16 protein-coding genes and 1 rRNA gene are annotated in these 16,350 nt (G+C 72.2%); 14 read left to right on the top strand and 3 right to left on the bottom strand.

Features of this window, described 5'->3' with window-relative positions; all coding sequences use genetic code 11:
* The 9 genes from rrf to ACFV2S_RS37490 form a co-directional block, all read left to right on the top strand.
* Positions 1–76 (top strand): 5S ribosomal RNA (rrf, locus tag ACFV2S_RS37450); the annotation flags it as partial.
* 67 nt (positions 77–143) lie between these two features.
* Positions 144–791, top strand: a complete 648-nt coding sequence (locus tag ACFV2S_RS37455; protein ID WP_385570712.1) for an HAD family hydrolase — start codon at positions 144–146, stop codon at positions 789–791.
* Positions 792–834: 43 nt separating this feature from the next.
* The gene (locus ACFV2S_RS37460; protein ID WP_385570715.1) at positions 835–2,037 is read left to right on the top strand and encodes an MFS transporter; all 1,203 of its coding nucleotides are present in this window, start codon (positions 835–837) and stop codon (positions 2,035–2,037) included.
* On the top strand, positions 2,006–3,181 hold the full coding sequence (locus tag ACFV2S_RS37465; protein WP_385570718.1) for an acetoin utilization protein AcuC: 1,176 nt from the start codon (positions 2,006–2,008) through the stop codon (positions 3,179–3,181). Before ACFV2S_RS37460 ends, ACFV2S_RS37465 begins: the two co-directional genes overlap by 32 nt.
* Before the next feature lie 99 nt (positions 3,182–3,280).
* Positions 3,281–4,096 (top strand): phosphatase, encoded by an 816-nt coding sequence (locus tag ACFV2S_RS37470; RefSeq protein WP_385570720.1) that lies wholly within the window; start codon positions 3,281–3,283, stop codon positions 4,094–4,096.
* 127 nt (positions 4,097–4,223) lie between these two features.
* On the top strand, positions 4,224–4,433 hold the full coding sequence (locus ACFV2S_RS37475; RefSeq protein WP_015034391.1) for a helix-turn-helix domain-containing protein: 210 nt from the start codon (positions 4,224–4,226) through the stop codon (positions 4,431–4,433).
* Between the two features lie 162 nt (positions 4,434–4,595).
* Complete coding sequence (locus tag ACFV2S_RS37480; protein ID WP_003948845.1) at positions 4,596–4,694, top strand: 30S ribosomal protein bS22; 99 nt, start codon at positions 4,596–4,598, stop codon at positions 4,692–4,694.
* A gap of 136 nt (positions 4,695–4,830) precedes the next feature.
* Positions 4,831–5,889 (top strand): NAD-dependent epimerase/dehydratase family protein, encoded by a 1,059-nt coding sequence (locus ACFV2S_RS37485; RefSeq protein ID WP_383797204.1) that lies wholly within the window; start codon positions 4,831–4,833, stop codon positions 5,887–5,889.
* Positions 5,890–5,904: 15 nt separating this feature from the next.
* A complete protein-coding gene (locus tag ACFV2S_RS37490; RefSeq protein WP_385570723.1) occupies positions 5,905–6,999 on the top strand; it encodes a lysophospholipid acyltransferase family protein in 1,095 nt (364 codons plus the stop codon).
* Positions 7,000–7,080: 81 nt separating this feature from the next.
* Here the strand turns inward: ACFV2S_RS37490 and ACFV2S_RS37495 are convergent, their stop codons facing one another.
* The 3 genes from ACFV2S_RS37495 to ACFV2S_RS37505 all read right to left on the bottom strand — a co-directional run bounded on the left by ACFV2S_RS37495 (position 7,081) and on the right by ACFV2S_RS37505 (position 10,804).
* Positions 7,081–8,328 (bottom strand): DUF5667 domain-containing protein, encoded by a 1,248-nt coding sequence (locus tag ACFV2S_RS37495; RefSeq protein ID WP_385570725.1) that lies wholly within the window; start codon positions 8,326–8,328, stop codon positions 7,081–7,083.
* Positions 8,329–8,626: 298 nt separating this feature from the next.
* A complete protein-coding gene (locus ACFV2S_RS37500; protein ID WP_385570727.1) occupies positions 8,627–9,418 on the bottom strand; it encodes an ECF subfamily RNA polymerase sigma factor, BldN family in 792 nt (263 codons plus the stop codon).
* 438 nt (positions 9,419–9,856) lie between these two features.
* The gene (locus tag ACFV2S_RS37505) at positions 9,857–10,804 is read right to left on the bottom strand and encodes an HAD family hydrolase (protein WP_385570730.1); all 948 of its coding nucleotides are present in this window, start codon (positions 10,802–10,804) and stop codon (positions 9,857–9,859) included.
* Between the two features lie 102 nt (positions 10,805–10,906).
* On the opposite strand from ACFV2S_RS37505, the gene ACFV2S_RS37510 reads away from it, so the two are divergent.
* From ACFV2S_RS37510 to ACFV2S_RS37530, 5 genes are all read left to right on the top strand, one after another.
* A complete protein-coding gene (locus tag ACFV2S_RS37510) occupies positions 10,907–11,185 on the top strand; it encodes a glutaredoxin family protein (protein WP_385570733.1) in 279 nt (92 codons plus the stop codon).
* A 272-nt stretch (positions 11,186–11,457) separates the two neighbouring features.
* Positions 11,458–12,261 (top strand): redox-sensing transcriptional repressor Rex, encoded by an 804-nt coding sequence (locus tag ACFV2S_RS37515; protein ID WP_385570735.1) that lies wholly within the window; start codon positions 11,458–11,460, stop codon positions 12,259–12,261.
* Entirely contained in the window at positions 12,258–13,613 is a 1,356-nt protein-coding gene (locus ACFV2S_RS37520) for a glutamyl-tRNA reductase (protein WP_385570737.1), read from the top strand. Before ACFV2S_RS37515 ends, ACFV2S_RS37520 begins: the two co-directional genes overlap by 4 nt.
* Complete coding sequence (hemC, locus tag ACFV2S_RS37525; protein ID WP_385570740.1) at positions 13,610–14,596, top strand: hydroxymethylbilane synthase; 987 nt, start codon at positions 13,610–13,612, stop codon at positions 14,594–14,596. The genes ACFV2S_RS37520 and hemC overlap by 4 nt, the downstream gene beginning before the upstream one ends.
* Positions 14,593–16,263, top strand: a complete 1,671-nt coding sequence (locus tag ACFV2S_RS37530; RefSeq protein ID WP_383798715.1) for a uroporphyrinogen-III synthase — start codon at positions 14,593–14,595, stop codon at positions 16,261–16,263. Before hemC ends, ACFV2S_RS37530 begins: the two co-directional genes overlap by 4 nt.
* The last annotated feature ends 87 nt before the right edge of the window (positions 16,264–16,350 follow it).

A 16,350-nucleotide genomic window follows, 5' to 3' on the forward strand; every position in this document is an offset into this window, starting at 1 on the left:
GAACCCGGAAGCTAAGCCTTTCAGCGCCGATGGTACTGCAGGGGGGACCCTGTGGGAGAGTAGGACGCCGCCGAACAATTTTTAGCCTCAACCCCCGGACCCTGTCCGGGGGTTGAGGCATTTTTGCGTTCTAGGCTGTGGTCATGAGATACGACCTGGTCATCTTCGACAACGACGGTGTGCTCGTGGACAGCGAGCCGATCTCCAACACCCTGCTGGCCGGCTTTCTGACGGAACTCGGGCACCCCACCACGTACGAGGAGTCCGTGCGCGACTACATGGGCTCGGCCATGCACACCATCCATGAGCTCGTCGAGGAGCGGAGCGGGGAGAAGCTGCCCGCGGACTTCGACGATGTCTTTCACGCCCGCGTGTTCGCGGCGTTCCAGGCCGAGTTGGAGGTCGTGGCCGGGGCCGGGGACGTGCTCAAGGGGCTCGCCGCGGCCGGCGTCCCGTACTGTGTGGCCTCCTCCGGGAGCCACGAGCGGATCAGGGTCGGTCACCGGAAGACCGGGCTCGACGTCTGGTTCACGGACGAGACCATCTTCAGCGCCGAGGACGTCGGGCGGGGCAAGCCGGCGCCGGACCTCTTCCTCCACGCCGCCGAGCGGATGGGTGTCGCGCCCGAGCGGTGTGTCGTGGTCGAGGACAGCGGGCCCGGGGTGCAGGCCGCCCTGGCCGCCGGGATGGACGTCTACGGCTTCACCGCGATGACCCCGGAAGCCAAGCTCACGGGGGCCAAGGGCTTCTTCGACAGGATGGACGGGCTTCCCGCGATTTTGGGGACGTGATCCATCTACCCAGCGGTAGTTTCCGGCCGTACGCTGTGCCGCCATGACGGATGCACGGTTGCGGCGTGGGCGGGGATCCCTGGCGGTCAGTTTCTTCGTGCAGGGGGTCACCTTCGCCCTGCTCGTGACGCGAATACCGGCGATCCAGGACCAGTACGGGATCTCGGACGGGCTGCTGCCCGCCTTCCTGGCGGCGGTCCCGATCCTGGCGGGCGTGGCGAGCGTGGTGACCGAGAAGGTCGTCGCCAGGGTCGGGCCGGCGCTGGTGCTGCGGTGGGCGCAGCCGTTCGTGCTGCTGGCCCTGCTGGCCGTGGGCCTGGGGTCCGAGCTCTGGCACGCCGCGATCGCCCTGGGGCTCTTCGGCCTCGCCGTGGGCGCCCTGGACGCGTCCATGAACATGCTGGGCGTGAGTCTCCAGCGGGCGTACGGGCGGAGCATCATGCTCGGTTTCCACGCCTCGTACAGCCTCGGCGGGATCGCGGGGGCCTCGATGGCCTGGGTGGGGGCGCACTGGCACCTGTCGCTGTTCGTGTCGTACCTGCCGGTGGTGGCCGTTCTGCTGCCCGTCGTCCTCGTCGGCAGCCGGTGGTACGTGGGCGGCGGGGATCCGGCGGCGGACGAGACGGGGGAGGCCGGCAGGGGCAGCGGGGTGGTCTTCAAGCTGCTGCTGCCGCTCTGCCTCGTGATGACCTTCGCGTACATCGGGGACTCGACGGTCTCCAACTGGAGCGCCAAGTACCTCCAGGACGTGCTCGGCAGCTCGGAGGAGCTGGCGACCGTGCCGTACAACGCGTACATGGTGACGACGCTGCTGGGGCGGGCCGTCGGGGACTTCGGGGTGCGGAGGTTCGGGGCCGTCCTGGTCGTCCGGGCGGGCGCGGTGCTCGCGGGGCTGGGGTTCGCGGTCGTCGCGGTGTCGCAGGGGGCCTGGGCGGGGATCGCCGGGTTCACGGTGCTGGGGCTGGGGCTGAGCGTGATCGTGCCGCAGACCTTCGCCGCGGCGGGCCGGCTGTTCCCGGGTGCCAGTGACGCGGCGGTCGCGCGGCTCAACGTCTTCAACTACGTCGGGTTCCTCGTGGGTTCCCCGCTCGTGGGGGCGCTCGGGGACGCGTGGAGCTACCGGGGGGCCATGCTGGTGCCGATGGTGCTGGTGCTCGTCACGGTGGTGTACGCCACGTCGTTCGGTTCGCGCGAGGCCCGATACGGTGGCGGGCATGAGCGGCCGCGCACGGTTGATGTGGGATGAAGCTGTCACGCAGTACGACTTCGGGTCCGAGCATCCGATGGATCCGGTACGGCTCGCGCTGACGATGTCGCTGGTGCGGGCCTACGGGCTCGACCGGGCGGTGGACGTGGTGGCGGCCAAGCCGGCCGGGGACTCGACGCTGCGGCTGGTGCACCGCGAGGACTATGTGGCGGCGGTGCGGGCGGCCTCGGCCGATCCGCGGCACGCGGACCAGGCGTACGGGCTCGGCACCGTGGACGATCCGGCGTTCGCCGGGATGCACGAGGTGTCGGCGCTGATCGCCGGGCAGTCGGTGGGCGCGGCCGAGGCGGTCTGGCGGGGGGAGGCCGCGCACGCGGTGAACTTCGCCGGGGGGCTGCACCACGCCATGCCGGGGGCCGCCTCGGGTTTCTGCATCTACAACGACGCCTCGCTGGCGATCGCGCGGCTGCTCGAACTGGGCGCGGAGCGGGTCGCGTACGTGGACGTGGACGTGCACCACGGGGACGGGGTGCAGGCGGCGTTCTGGGAGGACCCGCGGGTTCTGACGGTCTCGCTGCACGAGCATCCGCGGACGCTGTTCCCGCAGACCGGCTGGCCGGAGGAGACGGGTGCGGCGGGGGCCGGTGAGGGCGGGGCCGTGAACGTGGCGCTGCCGGCCGGGACGGGGGACGCGGGGTGGCTGCGGGCCTTCCACGCGGTCGTGCCGGAGCTCCTCGCGGACTTCCGGCCGCAGGTGCTCGTGACGCAGCACGGGGCGGACACGCACTTCGAGGATCCGCTGGCGCACCTGGCGGTGTCGCTGGACGCGCAGCGGGCGGTGCAGGAGGCCTGTCACGAGCTCGCGCACGAGCACGCGGAGGGCCGCTGGCTGGCGCTCGGCGGCGGCGGGTACGCGGTGGTGGACGTCGTGCCGCGGTCGTGGACGCATCTGGTGGGGATCGCGGCGCACGCTCCGGTGGATCCGGAGTCGGTGATCCCGGCGTCCTGGCGGGACGAGGCGTACGCGCGGACCCGGCAGCCGGGTCCGGCGCGGATGACGGACGGGCGGTGGCCGGTGGGCTTCCGGGACTGGTCCGAGGGGTACGACCCGGCGGACCGGCTCGACCAGGCGGTGCTGGCGACGCGGAAGGCGGCGTTTCCGCTGCGGGGGCTGCTGGCCTAGGGCTCGGCCGCTGGAACGTTTTCCCGGGTGTTACGCCGACTGTGGGGTGTCCGGGAGGTTTGGATCCCGGGGTGGTGGTGTTCCGGCAGCATCGGGTGGGTGCGGAGTACCGGGGCGCTGCGGGCGCATCTGTTGGCGGCGGGGTTGGCGGGCAGGGTGGCGACCTCGCGGGAGGAGAACCTGCGGAGTTATCGGCTCTTCGCCGCGCGTGATCCGCGGGTGCTGCTGGGGCTCGACCCCGCGTGGGGGTGGGACGAGGCCGGTCTGCTGCGGCTGATGGCCGACAAGTGCGGGGTGTCGGGGGATCCGGCGCACCGGTCGGGGCCGGACGTCATCGATCCGGAGCGGACGGTGCGGGGGCTCGACGCCTTCGCGGCGCGCCTGGGGGCCGCGGCGGCGCGGCGGGTTCCGGTGCTCCTCGGGACGGGCCATCCGCACCGTCTGCTCGGTTTCTACGTCGCTCTCGCAGACGCGTTGTCGGCGGCGGGATGTCTTGTCCTCACACCGGCGCAGGGGCGATGTGTCGACATAACGACCCGGTTCGGCGTACGTACGTACCTCCTCGACTACGTACGCGGGGTCGCGCTGGTCCGGGAGCCCGGGCCGTCCGGCGGGGGGCGTGTGCCGGGGGCGCACTCCCACTCGCCGCTGCCGGTTAGGGCCGCTCTGGAGAGTGCGGCGGACAGTGGCGGGCCGCTGCCGGAGCTGGTGGTGGGGGACCACGGATGGGTCTGCGGGGCAGGTCAGCTGGGTATCGAGGCCATCGGTCTGGCCGATACGGATGATCCGGCGCTGTTCGTCGGTGAGGCGGAGGGGCAGGTGTCGGTGGCCGTTCCGCTTGACGACGGCGTGCGCTCCGCCTCGTACCTCCCGCTGACGCGCTATGTACTCAATCGAGCGTGTCTGTCACGGTAAACGGCCGATGGCAGCTCCTCTTCCCCACTCGTACCACCCGCCCCTAGTCTGGAGCGTGAGCGCTCGGCGACGAAGAGTCACCGGAGGGGAAGCCGGTGGGCGTCGCGGCGGAAGGTACAGGTGGGTCATGGCTGCTGGCGAACGACCTCTCAACGAGGTCAAGTTTCTGACCGTGGCGGAAGTCGCCTCGGTGATGCGCGTCTCCAAGATGACCGTGTACCGCTTGGTGCACAGCGGTCATCTGCCGGCGATCCGGGTGGGCAGGTCCTTCCGGGTGCCGGAACAGGCGGTTCACGAGTACCTGCGGGAGTCCTTCGTGGGGGTGGGGACCGCGTAGCGAGCGCGCGGCCGACGAAGCCGGAGCCCTGAACGGCCCTCGGAGTACGAGCCCGGTCCCCGGGACGGTAGGCTAGGCCGACGTAGGTCGTGTGGGCCCAGACGCCCCGCACCGATCCCCGCCGGGAGGCGGGGATGTTCCGAGAAGTGAGCGAGGGTAGTCGTGGGCTCTGTTATCAAGAAGCGGCGCAAGCGGATGGCGAAGAAGAAGCACCGCAAGCTGCTCAAGCGCACGCGCGTTCAGCGTCGCAACAAGAAGTAAGGCGACAGCTGCTTCGCAGCGTTCGGCATCAAGTGTGGCCCTTCACCGTTCGCGGTGGAGGGCCACGCTTTTATCCCGTGGAAATCTCGAGGCGCTACGGTGGCGACCAACGGAAGACGGACGGAAGGCGCTGATCTTGGGCAAGGTCGTGCTCGTCACCGGTGCCGCCCGGCATCTCGGGGGCCGCTTCGTGCGGCGGATCCAGCGGGACCCGGAAGTGGAGCGGGTGGTCGCCGTGGACGCGGTCGACCCGGCGCACCAGCTCGGCGCCGCCGAGTTCGTGCGGGCGGACATCCGCCGGCCCGAGATCGCCAAGGTCCTCGCCGAGCACGACGTCGACACGGTGGTCCATCTGGACGTCACCGGTACGGCGCTCGGCGGCGGCGGCCGGACGTCGGTCAAGGAGACCAACGTCATCGGCACCATGCAGCTCCTCGGCGCCTGCCAGAAGTCGCCGCGGATCCGGCGGCTCGTGATCAAGTCCAGTACGAGCGTCTACGGCTCGGCGCCCCGGGACCCGGCCGTCTTCACCGAGACGACGCCCGCGAAGTCCCTGCCGAGCGGCGGCTTCGCGAAGGACGCCGTCGAGGTCGAGGGGTACGTCCGGGGCTTCGCCCGGCGCCGGCCGGACGTGGCGGTGTGCGTGCTGCGGTTCGCGAACATCCTCGGGCCCCGGATCGACTCCCCGCTCGCCGAGTACCTGGCGCTGCCGGTGCTGCCGACGGTCCTGGGCTACGACCCCCGGCTCCAGTTCGTCCACGAGGACGACGTCGTCGACGTCCTGCGCCTGGGGGCGCACGAGCCCCGCAGGGCGACCCAGAACAGCGGCACCTTCAACGTGGCCGGGGACGGGGTCCTGCTGCTGTCCCAGTGCGCGCGGCGGCTCGGGAGGCCGACGGTGCCGGTGCTGCTGCCCGCGGTCACCTGGGTGGGCACGGCGCTGCGCACGGTCGGGATCACCGACTTCGCACCCGAGCAGATCCGGCTGCTCACGCACGGCCGGGTCGTCTCGACGGTCCAGACGCGGGAGGTCCTCGGCTTCTCGCCGCGCTACTCGACGGCGGAGGCGCTCGCCGACTTCGCGCGGGGCCGCGGGCCGGGGCTGCTGCCGCCCGAGCTGCTCGCCGGGGCGGTGGACCGGCTCGCCGGGCGTCTCGGCACCACTGACGCTTCCCCCCTTCACCACGGCGCCTGAGGAGACCCGACTGCGATGGCGGACGCCAAGGTCATTCCGTTCGACGACGACCGCTCACGGGCCCGCCGGCGGCCCGCCAGGGCCGAGGGCGAGGCGGCGGCCGTACGGGCCCTGCCGGGGGCCGAGGAGGCGCCGCGGGAGCCCGGGGAGCGGGGGAGGGTGCCCGGTCCCGCCGGGCCCTCCGGACCGGCCTCAGGACCTGCCTCCGGACCTGCTCCCGGACCGGCTCCCGATCCGGGGCCCGGTGCGGAGCCGGACGCGGGGGGCCGGAGCGGCTGGGAGCGGCGGCTCGCGGGCGGGCTCGCGTTCCTGCGTCGACGGGTCACCGGGGAGTACGAGGTCGACGAGTTCGGCTACGACGAGGAGCTCACCGACCAGGTCCTGATGTCACTGCTGCGCCCGCTGTACGAGAAGTACTTCCGGGTGGAGGTGAAGGGCGTCGAGAACATCCCGGCCGAGGGCGGGGCGCTGATCGTCGCCAACCACTCCGGGACGCTGCCGCTGGACGGGCTGATGATGCAGGTCGCCGTCCACGACAACCATCCGGCGGGACGGCACCTGCGGCTGCTCGCGGCGGACCTCGTCTTCGTGCTGCCGGTCGTCAACGAGCTGGCCCGCAAGGCGGGGCACACGCTGGCCTGTGCCGAGGACGCGGAGCGTCTGCTGCGGGCGGGCGAGATCGTCGGCGTGATGCCGGAGGGCTTCAAGGGGATCGGGAAGCCCTTCGGGGAGCGCTACAAGCTCCAGCGGTTCGGGCGGGGCGGCTTCGTCTCGACGGCGCTGCGGGCCGGGGTGCCGATCGTGCCCTGCTCGATCGTGGGCGCCGAGGAGATCTACCCGATGCTCGGGAACGCCAAGACCCTGGCGCGGGTGCTCGGCTTCCCGTACTTCCCGCTCACTCCGACCTTCCCCTGGCTGGGGCCGCTCGGGGCGCTGCCGCTGCCGACGAAGTGGACGATCCAGTTCGGGGAGCCGATCCCGACGGACTCGTACGCGCCGGAGGCGGCGGAGGACCCGATGCTGATGTTCAACCTGACGGATCAGGTGCGGGAGCAGATCCAGCACACGCTCTACAAGCTGCTGGTGCAGCGGCGGTCGGTCTTCTTCTGACCGCCGCCGCGCCCGCGGGCATGGCAGAACAGGCATGGCAGAAGGGGCGCCCCCCGTCCGTGGGGGCGCCCCTTCTCCGTGTCAGCGAGCGTCCTCGCTGTCGATGCCGAGGCCCGGAAGCAGGCCCGGCAGGAGTGGCGGAAGGGTCACGTCCGGCATGTCCGGGGTCGGCTGACCCTCGGTGGGTGCCGTCGGTGTGCCCGTCGGGGAGGGCTTGAGCAGTCCGCCGGCGCTGCCGCCGAGCAGGCCGTCGTCCTCGGGAGAGTCCGTGCCGCCGCCCGTGCTCGGGGTGGTTCCCGTGCTGGGCCCGGACGGATGGGGCGAGGCCGGGTGGCTGCCCGGAGGGGACGACTGCTGACCGGTGTGGGGGTGCTGGGTCGCCGTGCCCTGGGTGGTGCCCGGGGTGCGGGGACCGCCGCTCGGCCCCGTGGAGCCGACCGCGCCCCTCTCGGGGGTGCGGGGCAGCATCGACTGGAGCGGCTCGACCTCTTCGTCTATGGCGTCGAAGACGTCCGTCACCTCGCTGCCGACGTCCGCCAGCTGGACGGGGAGCCGGTCGCGGAGGCCGTTCCAGGTGTCCCGGTGGGCCTGGGCGAAGGAGTTGAGCCGGGCCATCGGGCCGATCTCGCCGTCCCGTTCGTACGCCTCGTGGAGGAGCCGGTGGCCCTCGGCGGCGTCGTGCTTCATCCCGCCCAGGACACGGCGGATCTCGGCGAGGGACTCGTGGTCGAGCTCCCCGGCGCGGCCGCGCTCCATGAGCCTGCGGGCTTCGCTGAGGCGGGTGGAGGCCTGGTCGAGGTAGATGCCGCCGCGGTCCGCGTCGTCGTCCGCCATGCCCAGCTTGATGTCCTCCATGCCCCGCTTGAGCCCGTAGAGCGAGTCACCGGGAAGGGCGTCGGAGCTGGCGGCGGCCACTCCGCCGAAGGCGCCCGCAGCCACGCCGACCGTGAGGCCGCCGGCGGCGAGGCCCTTGGTCCAGCGGGACCGCGGGCGCAGTTTCCGGAGTGGGGAAGCCCGGTGGGCTCCCTTGCCGGCGGACGTGCGCTGCTCCGGAACCGTTGGGCCCGCGCCGGCGCCCCCTTCCATGAGCATCGCTTCCATGGCGGCGACGAGCTGGGCTCGTTGCACCACCTTGACCTCGGGGTCGAGCTGTGGCTTCGGCAGCTCGCCGAGGCCGTTCGCCAAGGCCAACAGTCGTCCGTGTCCGGCGGGTTCGGCCGGTTCCGCCGGGGCCTCGGGCTGCTCGGCCGCCGCGTCCTCGGACGCCCGGTCCTCCAGGGCCTGGGCGAAGGCGTTCGCCCGCCGGTGCGCCGATACGTTCGCGATCACTGGCGGCACCTCCTCTCGTCATGACGGTCGACTCCCCGGGGTGTCCGGAAGGTTGCACACCTTGAGCGCATCCACACGAAAGAGTGAGTGGCTGCGGACATGGCGTGACCACAGGGAGCCTGCATCCCGCACAACGAGCGGCGCGGCACTTGGGTTACGCGCGAAGGATGATCGGACCAGTGCGACATCGGGGCGTCACCGACTGTGAGTTGGGCAGGGGTCGTGGGGATGTGGGGGGAGAGGGGGGCGTGGGGGCGCGGAGCGGGGCAGGGGAGCGCGTGTGGGGGGCGCGGACCGGTCAGCGGGCGTCGTCCGGAAGGAGGCGGGCGAGGGTGCGGACGGCCCGGTACTGGAGGGTCTTGATCGCCCCCTCGTTCTTGCCCATGACCCGGGCGGTCTCGGCGACCGAGAGGCCCTGCAGGAAACGCAGGGTGACGCACTCCTGCTGCTGGGGGTTGAGGCGGCGGACCGCGTCGAGGAGTGCGGCGTTGGAGAGGGACTCCAGGACGGAGTCCTCGGGGCTGCGCTCGACCTCGTTGGCGTCGAGCATCTCGCCGGTGGTGACTTCGAGGCGGAAGCGGCTGGACTTGAAGTGGTCCGCGACCAGGTTCCGCGCGATGGTGACCAGCCAGGCGCCGAAGTCGCGGCCCTGCCAGGTGAAGGTGGAGATCCGGCGCAGGGCGCGCAGGAACGTCTCGCTGGTGAGGTCCTCCGCCGTCGCCTTCCCGCCGACGCGGTAGTAGATGTAGCGGTAGACCGTGTCGCTGTACTGGTCGTACAGGCGGCCGAAGGCCTCGGCCTCGCCCGCCTGGGCGCGCTCGACCAGGTCCATCATGCGGGCGCTGTCGCTGTCCGCGGTGGGACGGCGGGCGGTCGTCGAGGTTCCGGAGCCGGAGCGGGCGCCCCGTCTGCTCACGGCGGCACCGCCGTCGGCCAGGGCGTAGCAAGGGCCGGCGGGTGCCGGTGCGGCGAAGGCGAAGGCGGGGACAGGGCCGGCGTACGCGGTGGGGACGAAGCCGCGCAAGTGGTCGAGGACCGTTGCGCGCAGCGTAGCCAGGCCCGAGGCGTCAACCCCGACGTGTGGGTACACGGGACTCCCAGAGGCAGAGCTTCCATCACGTGCAGTGCGGGACCGTTCACCCGTCGTGGCGACGTGAGGGGTCCTTTGTGCGTCTGAGGAGAATAACGCTTCGTACAGGCAGCGCTACACCCAGTTGCTCAAATCACCGGTTCCGTCGTATCTGTTACTGCTTGTAGTCGCATCAAGGTGCAGTTCGTGACCAGTTGTTGATCGCTTTGCTTCCGAATGTGACTGGGCGGGCGATGCGTTGTGCTCAAGTGCGGGACCGATGAGTGATCGGGGCCGCTGCGGGGTAAGGAGGCCCGAATGCCGGGGAGTCGACCTGGCCGGTGCTGTTCGACCACGGACGGGTGAGCACGCCTGGTCCGGGGTTGTCGCAGATGATCGCAGCCGAAACGTATCGGCAGGACGGCGGCGCGCCGGGCCGCGGGAGCCGTGGGCGGTGCGTCAGTGACGGCGGCGGTGCAGGGCGACCGCGGCGGCGGTGCCGCCGGCCAGCGCGCCCAGGCCCGCGGCGGCGGGGATCCCCACCTTGGCGGCCTTGCGGCCGGTCCGGTAGTCGCGCAGCCGCCACTCCCGGTCCTTCGCGTGCTTGCGGAGCTTGGCGTCCGGGTTGATCGCGTACGGGTGGCCCACCAGCGACAGCATGGGGATGTCGTTGTGCGAGTCGCTGTACGCGGCGCAGCGGCCCAGGTCGAGGCCCTCGGCCGCGGCGAGGGCCCGTACCGCCTCGGCCTTGGCCGGACCGTGCAGGGGCTCGCCGACCAGCCGGCCCGTGTAGACGCCGTCGACCGACTCGGCGACCGTGCCGAGCGCGCCGGTCAGACCGAGGCGCCGGGCGATGATCGTGGCCGTCTCGACCGGGGCGGCCGTGACCAGCCAGACCTTCTGGCCGGCGTCCAGGTGCGCCTGGGCGAGGCCGCGGGTCCCGGGCCAGATGCGGTCGGCCATGTACTCGTCGTAGATCTCCTCGCCGATCGACATCAGCTCGGAGACCCGGTGGCCCTTCACGATGGACAGGGCGCTGTCGCGGGCGTCCTGCATGTGCTCGGGGTCCTCGACGCCGGCGAGCCGGAACCAGGCCTGCTGCCAGGCGAAGCGCGCGAGTTCACGGCGCTGGAAGAACTTCCGCTTGTACAGGCCGCGGCCGAAGTGGAAGATCGCGGCGCCCTGCATCACGGTGTTGTCGAGGTCGAAGAAGGCGGCCGCGCGGACGTCGCCGACGACCGGGAACTCGGGCTCGGCGGCCTCGGGCTCGGCCGCGGCGGACTCCTCGCGCTCCTGTTCCAGCTGGAGCGAGGACTTGCGCGCCGCCTCGGCGGCGGCCTCGCCTGCCAGGACGCTGCGCGCGGTGGCGGAGCGCCTACGGGGGGTGAGCCATCCCAGAGCGGCCATGCCGTTGAGCATAGCCAGTCTGTTCGGTACTTCCCGACTTGTGAGGATGCCGTGGTGTGAACAGTGGGGTACTCCCCTGTTACCCGGCGCCCCGGCGCCACAATGGACGCCATGTTCGGACGTACGAAGAAGAGGGACGCCCCGTCGCGCACGGTGACGCTGATCGGCAAGCCGGGATGCCATCTCTGCGACGACGCACGCGCGGTGGTCGAGGCCGTCTGCGCGGAGACCGGAGCATCCTGGGAGGAGAAGGACATCACCCGGGACGAGGAGCTCCACCGGGCGTACTGGGAGCAGATCCCCGTGGTCCTGATCGACGGTGAACAGCACACCTTCTGGCGTGTCGACGCCGACCGGCTCCGGCGCGAACTGGGTGCCTGACCGAAAGGCGGTTACCATCATGGACGTTTTGTTGGGTTTCGGGGGCGGCATCGTGAGGAGAGTGTGCGGCTTTGCCCCCTTCGGGTTCTCAACGCGCTGACGCACTCCGCGGTTCCACGACGATACGAACCGGCCGCGTGACCCCGGTCACTTTGGGCAGACAAAACGGACACCATCTTTGTGCACGCGTTCACAAAGACATAGCCTGCATTCGACGGGGCGGTCTTGTGACACACGGCCGCCTGCAGCCCCGCTCATCCCGCAGGAGCACCGTGGCAACTGGCCGAACTCACCGACCGGCGACCCGTAGCCGAGGAATTCCCGAGGCCACCGTCGCCCGGCTTCCGCTGTATCTGCGCGCACTCACCGCGCTCTCGGAGCGCTCCGTACCCACGGTCTCCTCCGAGGAGCTCGCGGCGGCGGCGGGGGTCAACTCCGCGAAGCTGCGCAAGGACTTCAGCTACCTCGGCTCGTACGGCACCCGCGGTGTCGGCTACGACGTCGAGTACCTCGTCTACCAGATCTCCCGCGAGCTGGGGCTCACCCAGGACTGGCCCGTCGTCATCGTCGGCATCGGCAACCTCGGCGCCGCCCTCGCGGGCTACGGCGGCTTCGCCTCCCGCGGCTTCCGCGTCGCCGCGCTCATCGACGCCGACCCCGCCATGACCGGCAAGCCGGTCGCCGGGATCCCCGTCCAGCACAGCGACGACCTCGAGAAGATCATCCACGAGGACGGCGTCTCCATCGGCGTCATCGCGACCCCGGCCGGCGTCGCCCAGCAGGTCTGCGACCGGCTCGTGGCCGCCGGCGTCACCTCCATCCTGAACTTCGCCCCGACCGTGCTCTCCGTGCCCGACGGCGTCGACGTCCGCAAGGTCGACCTCTCCATCGAGCTGCAGATCCTCGCCTTCCACGAGCAGCGGAAGGCCGGCGAGGAGACCAGCGCCGAGGACGCCCCCGACGCGGGCGCCGACACCGACGCCTCCGCCGTCGCGCCCCCGGCCCCCCGCGGCGCCGCGGGCGGCACCGGCCGCAAGGGACCCGACGGGGACGTCCCCGCGGTGATGCCGGCATGAGCCTCCTCGTCGTCGGACTGAGCCACCGCAGCGCCCCGGTCTCCATCCTGGAGCGGGCCTCGCTGCCGGCGGACACCCAGGCCAAGCTCCTCCAGGACACCCTCGCCGCCGAACCGGCCGCCGAGGCCACCGTCCTGGCCACCTGCAACCGCATCGAGCTCTACGCCGACGTGGACAAGTTCCACGCCGGGGTCGCCGAGCTGTCCACGCTGCTCGCGCAGCACAGCGGCGTCGGCCTGGACGAGCTCACTCCCTATCTCTACGTGCACTACGAGGACCGGGCCGTCCACCACCTCTTCTCGGTGGCCTGCGGCCTCGACTCCATGGTCGTCGGCGAGGGCCAGATCCTCGGCCAGATCAAGGACACCCTCGCCCTCGGCCAGGACCTCCACACCGCCGGCCGGCTCCTCAACGACCTGTTCCAGCAGGCCCTGAGGGTCGGCAAGCGCGCCCACAGCGAGACCGGGATCGACCGGGCCGGGCAGTCGCTCGTCACCTTCGGCCTGGAGCAGCTCGCCCAGGACACGGACGTCGAGACCTGGGCCAAGGGCAAGCGCGCCCTCGTCATCGGCGCCGGCTCGATGTCCTCGCTCGCCGCCGCCACGCTCGCGCGCTCCGGCGTGTCCGAGATCGTCATCGCCAACCGCACCCTCACCCGCGCCGAGCGGCTCGCGCAGATCCTGAACGAGCCCGGCGGCGCGGGAGCCGCCGCACGCGCGGTCGAGATGGTTGCCGTCGGCGACGAACTGACACGTGCCGACGTCGTCGTCTCCTGCACCGGCGCCACCGGACTCGTCCTCACCGGCGAGGCCGTCGAGGACGCCGCCCGGGGACGCCGCACCCCGCTCTTCCTCCTCGACCTCGCCATGCCCCGCGACATCGACGCCGCCGCCCACCGCATCCCCGGTGTCCGGCTCGTCGACATCGAGTCGCTCGCCGAGGCCTCCGCCGACGCCCCCATGGCCGCCGACGTCGACCAGGTCCGGGGCATCGTCTCCGACGAGGTCGCCGCCTTCGGCGCCGCCCAGCGCGCCGCCCACATCACCCCGACCGTCGTCGCCCTGCGCACGATGGCCGCCGAAGTGGTCGCCGGCGAGGTCGCCCGGCTCGAAGGCCGCCTCCCCGGCCTCGACGACAAGCAGCGCGCCGAGATCACCCAGACCGTGCGCCGCGTGGTCGACAAGCTCCTGCACGCGCCGACCGTGCGGGTCAAGCAGCTGGCCAGCGAGCCCGGCGGAGCCGGGTACGCGGACGCGCTGCGGACACTCTTCGACCTCGACCCGGAGACGGTGGCTTCCGTCAGCCGGGCCGACCTGAATGACGCCGACGTCAAGAACCGAGGGCGAGTATGACCGAGAGGGCACTGAGGCTCGGGACCAGGCGCAGCAAGCTCGCCATGGCCCAGTCCGGGCACGTGGCCGACGCCGTCCGGCAGCTGACCGGCCGGCCCGTCGAGCTCGTGGAGATCACGACGTACGGGGACACCTCCCGGGAGCACCTGGCGCAGATCGGCGGCACCGGCGTCTTCGTCGCCGCGCTCCGCGACGCGTTGCTCGCCGGCGAGGTGGACTTCGCCGTGCACTCCCTGAAGGACCTGCCGACCGCCCAGCACCCCGATCTGGTGCTGGCCGCGATCCCGCGCCGCGAGGACCCCCGCGACGTACTGATCGCGGGCGAGGGCGTCACGCTGGACACGCTGCCCAAGGGTGCGCGCGTCGGCACCGGCTCCCCGCGGCGGATGGCGCAGCTCCACGCCTACGCGCGGAGCCACGGCCTGGACATCACCTGCGTCCCCATCCGCGGCAACGTCGACACCCGTGTCGGCTACGTCCGCGAGGGCGAGCTGGACGCGGTCGTCCTGGCCGCGGCCGGACTCAACCGCATCGGCAGGACCGACGAGCTCCTCGGCGGCCTGTCCGCCGAGCCGCTGGCCGTCGACACCGTCCTGCCCGCACCCGGCCAGGGCGCCCTGGCCGTCGAATGCCCGGCGTCGAACACCGAACTCGTCGCCGCGCTCGCGCCGCTCGACGACCCGCACACGCGGGCCGCCGTGACCGCCGAGCGATCCCTGCTCGCCGCCCTCGAGGCCGGCTGCTCCGCACCCGTGGGTGCGCTGGCCGACCTGCTGGCCGACGACCCCGGTCACGGGCAGGTTGTCACCGAAATGCGCCTGCGCGGCGTCGTCGGCACCACCGACGGCTCGACGCTGGTGCAGCTGTCCACCACCGGACCCGTACCCACCTCGCACGACGAGGCCCTGGCGCTCGGACGCGAACTCGCGGACGAGATGCTCGCCAAGGGTGCGGCCGGTCTTATGGGGGAGCGAGCACTTTGAGCCCCACCAGCCCGACCACCAGCCCCCTGTCCCCGGCCTTCGCGGGCCATGGGCACGTGACGTTCCTCGGCGCAGGCCCGGGCGACCCCGGACTGCTGACCCTCAGGGCCGTCGAGGCCCTCGCGGGGGCGGACGTCCTGATCGCCGAGCCGGAGGTGCTCGAGGTCGTTCGCGGCCATGCGCGCGCGGGGGTGAGCACGCCTGAGCTGACGGTTGTTGACGAGGCGTCAACAACCGCCGGTGTCCCCGTGTTGAGGGATGCGGCCAATCTTGTCATGGAGGCCGCGAGGGGCGGCAGGCGGGTCGTCCGTGCGGTGACGGGCGACCCCGGACTCGACGGGAACGCGGGAGCCGAGATGCTCGCCTGCGCCGCCGAGGGCATCCCCTTCGAGGTCGTCCCCGGCGTCGCCACCGCCGTCGGCGTGCCCGCGTACGCCGGTGTGCCGCTGCGCGACGCGCAGGGCACCGACGTGCGCTTCGTCGACGCCCGCACCGCCGACGAGCGGTGCTGGGCCGAGGTCGGAGCCTCCGACGGCACCGTCGTCGTGTCCGCGTCCCTGGATTCGGTCGCCGCGGCGGCCGGTGAGCTGGTGGCGGCTGGCCGTAAGCCGGACACCCCGCTCACCGTGACCATCGCCGGTACGACGACGCGCCAGCGCACCTGGAACGCGACGCTCGGCACCATCGCCCAGGTCTTCAAGCAGGGCAAGGTCCTCCCCTCGCCCGAGGGCCACCGGCCGGTCATAGCCGTGGTCGGCGAGCGCAGCGCCCCGGCGCAGCGCGACCAGCTGTCGTGGTTCGAGTCGAAGCCGCTCTTCGGGTGGCGGGTCCTCGTGCCGCGCACCAAGGAGCAGGCCGCGTCGCTCTCCGACCAGCTGCGCTCGTACGGCGCGGTGCCGCACGAGGTGCCGACCATCGCCGTCGAGCCGCCGCGGACCCCGCAGCAGATGGAGCGGGCGGTCAAGGGGCTCGTCACCGGACGGTACGAGTGGATCGCCTTCACCTCGGTGAACGCGGTCAAGGCCGTGCGCGAGAAGTTCGAGGAGTACGGGCTCGACGCCCGCGCCTTCGCCGGCATCAAGGTCGCGGCGGTGGGCGAGCAGACCGCCGCGGCGCTGGTCGACTTCGGTGTGAAGCCGGACCTCGTGCCCTCGGGCGAGCAGTCCGCGGCCGGCCTCCTGGAGGACTGGCCGCCCTACGACCCGGTCTTCGACCCGATCGACCGCGTCTTCCTGCCGCGCGCCGACATCGCGACCGAGACGCTGGTCGCGGGCCTCATCGAGCTCGGTTGGGAGGTCGACGACGTCACCGCCTACCGGACCGTACGGGCCTCGCCGCCGCCGGCGGACACGCGGGAGGCGATCAAGGGCGGCGGGTTCGACGCCGTGCTCTTCACCTCGTCCTCCACCGTGCGGAACCTCGTCGGCATCGCCGGCAAGCCGCACAACGTGACCGTGATCGCCTGCATCGGTCCCGCCACGGCCAAGACGGCCGAGGAGCACGGGCTCCGGGTCGACGTCCTGTCGCCCGAACCCTCCGTCCACAAGCTCGCCGAGGCACTGGCGGACTTCGGCCTGCGGCGCCGGGAGTCGGCGCTGGAGGCGGGGGATCCGGTGACGCGGCCGAGTGAGCGGCGGCCGGGGGCGCGGCGACGCCGCACGACGTAGCGGTTCGGTTTCTTCTCGCGCGGGGGGGGGGGGGGGGGGGCCGGGGCGGCGGCGGCCGGCGCCCGCCCCCCCGCCGCGCGCGCCGGG

The organism is Streptomyces sp. NPDC059695, assembly GCF_042733785.1.
In the GTDB taxonomy this organism is placed as follows: domain Bacteria; phylum Actinomycetota; class Actinomycetes; order Streptomycetales; family Streptomycetaceae; genus Streptomyces.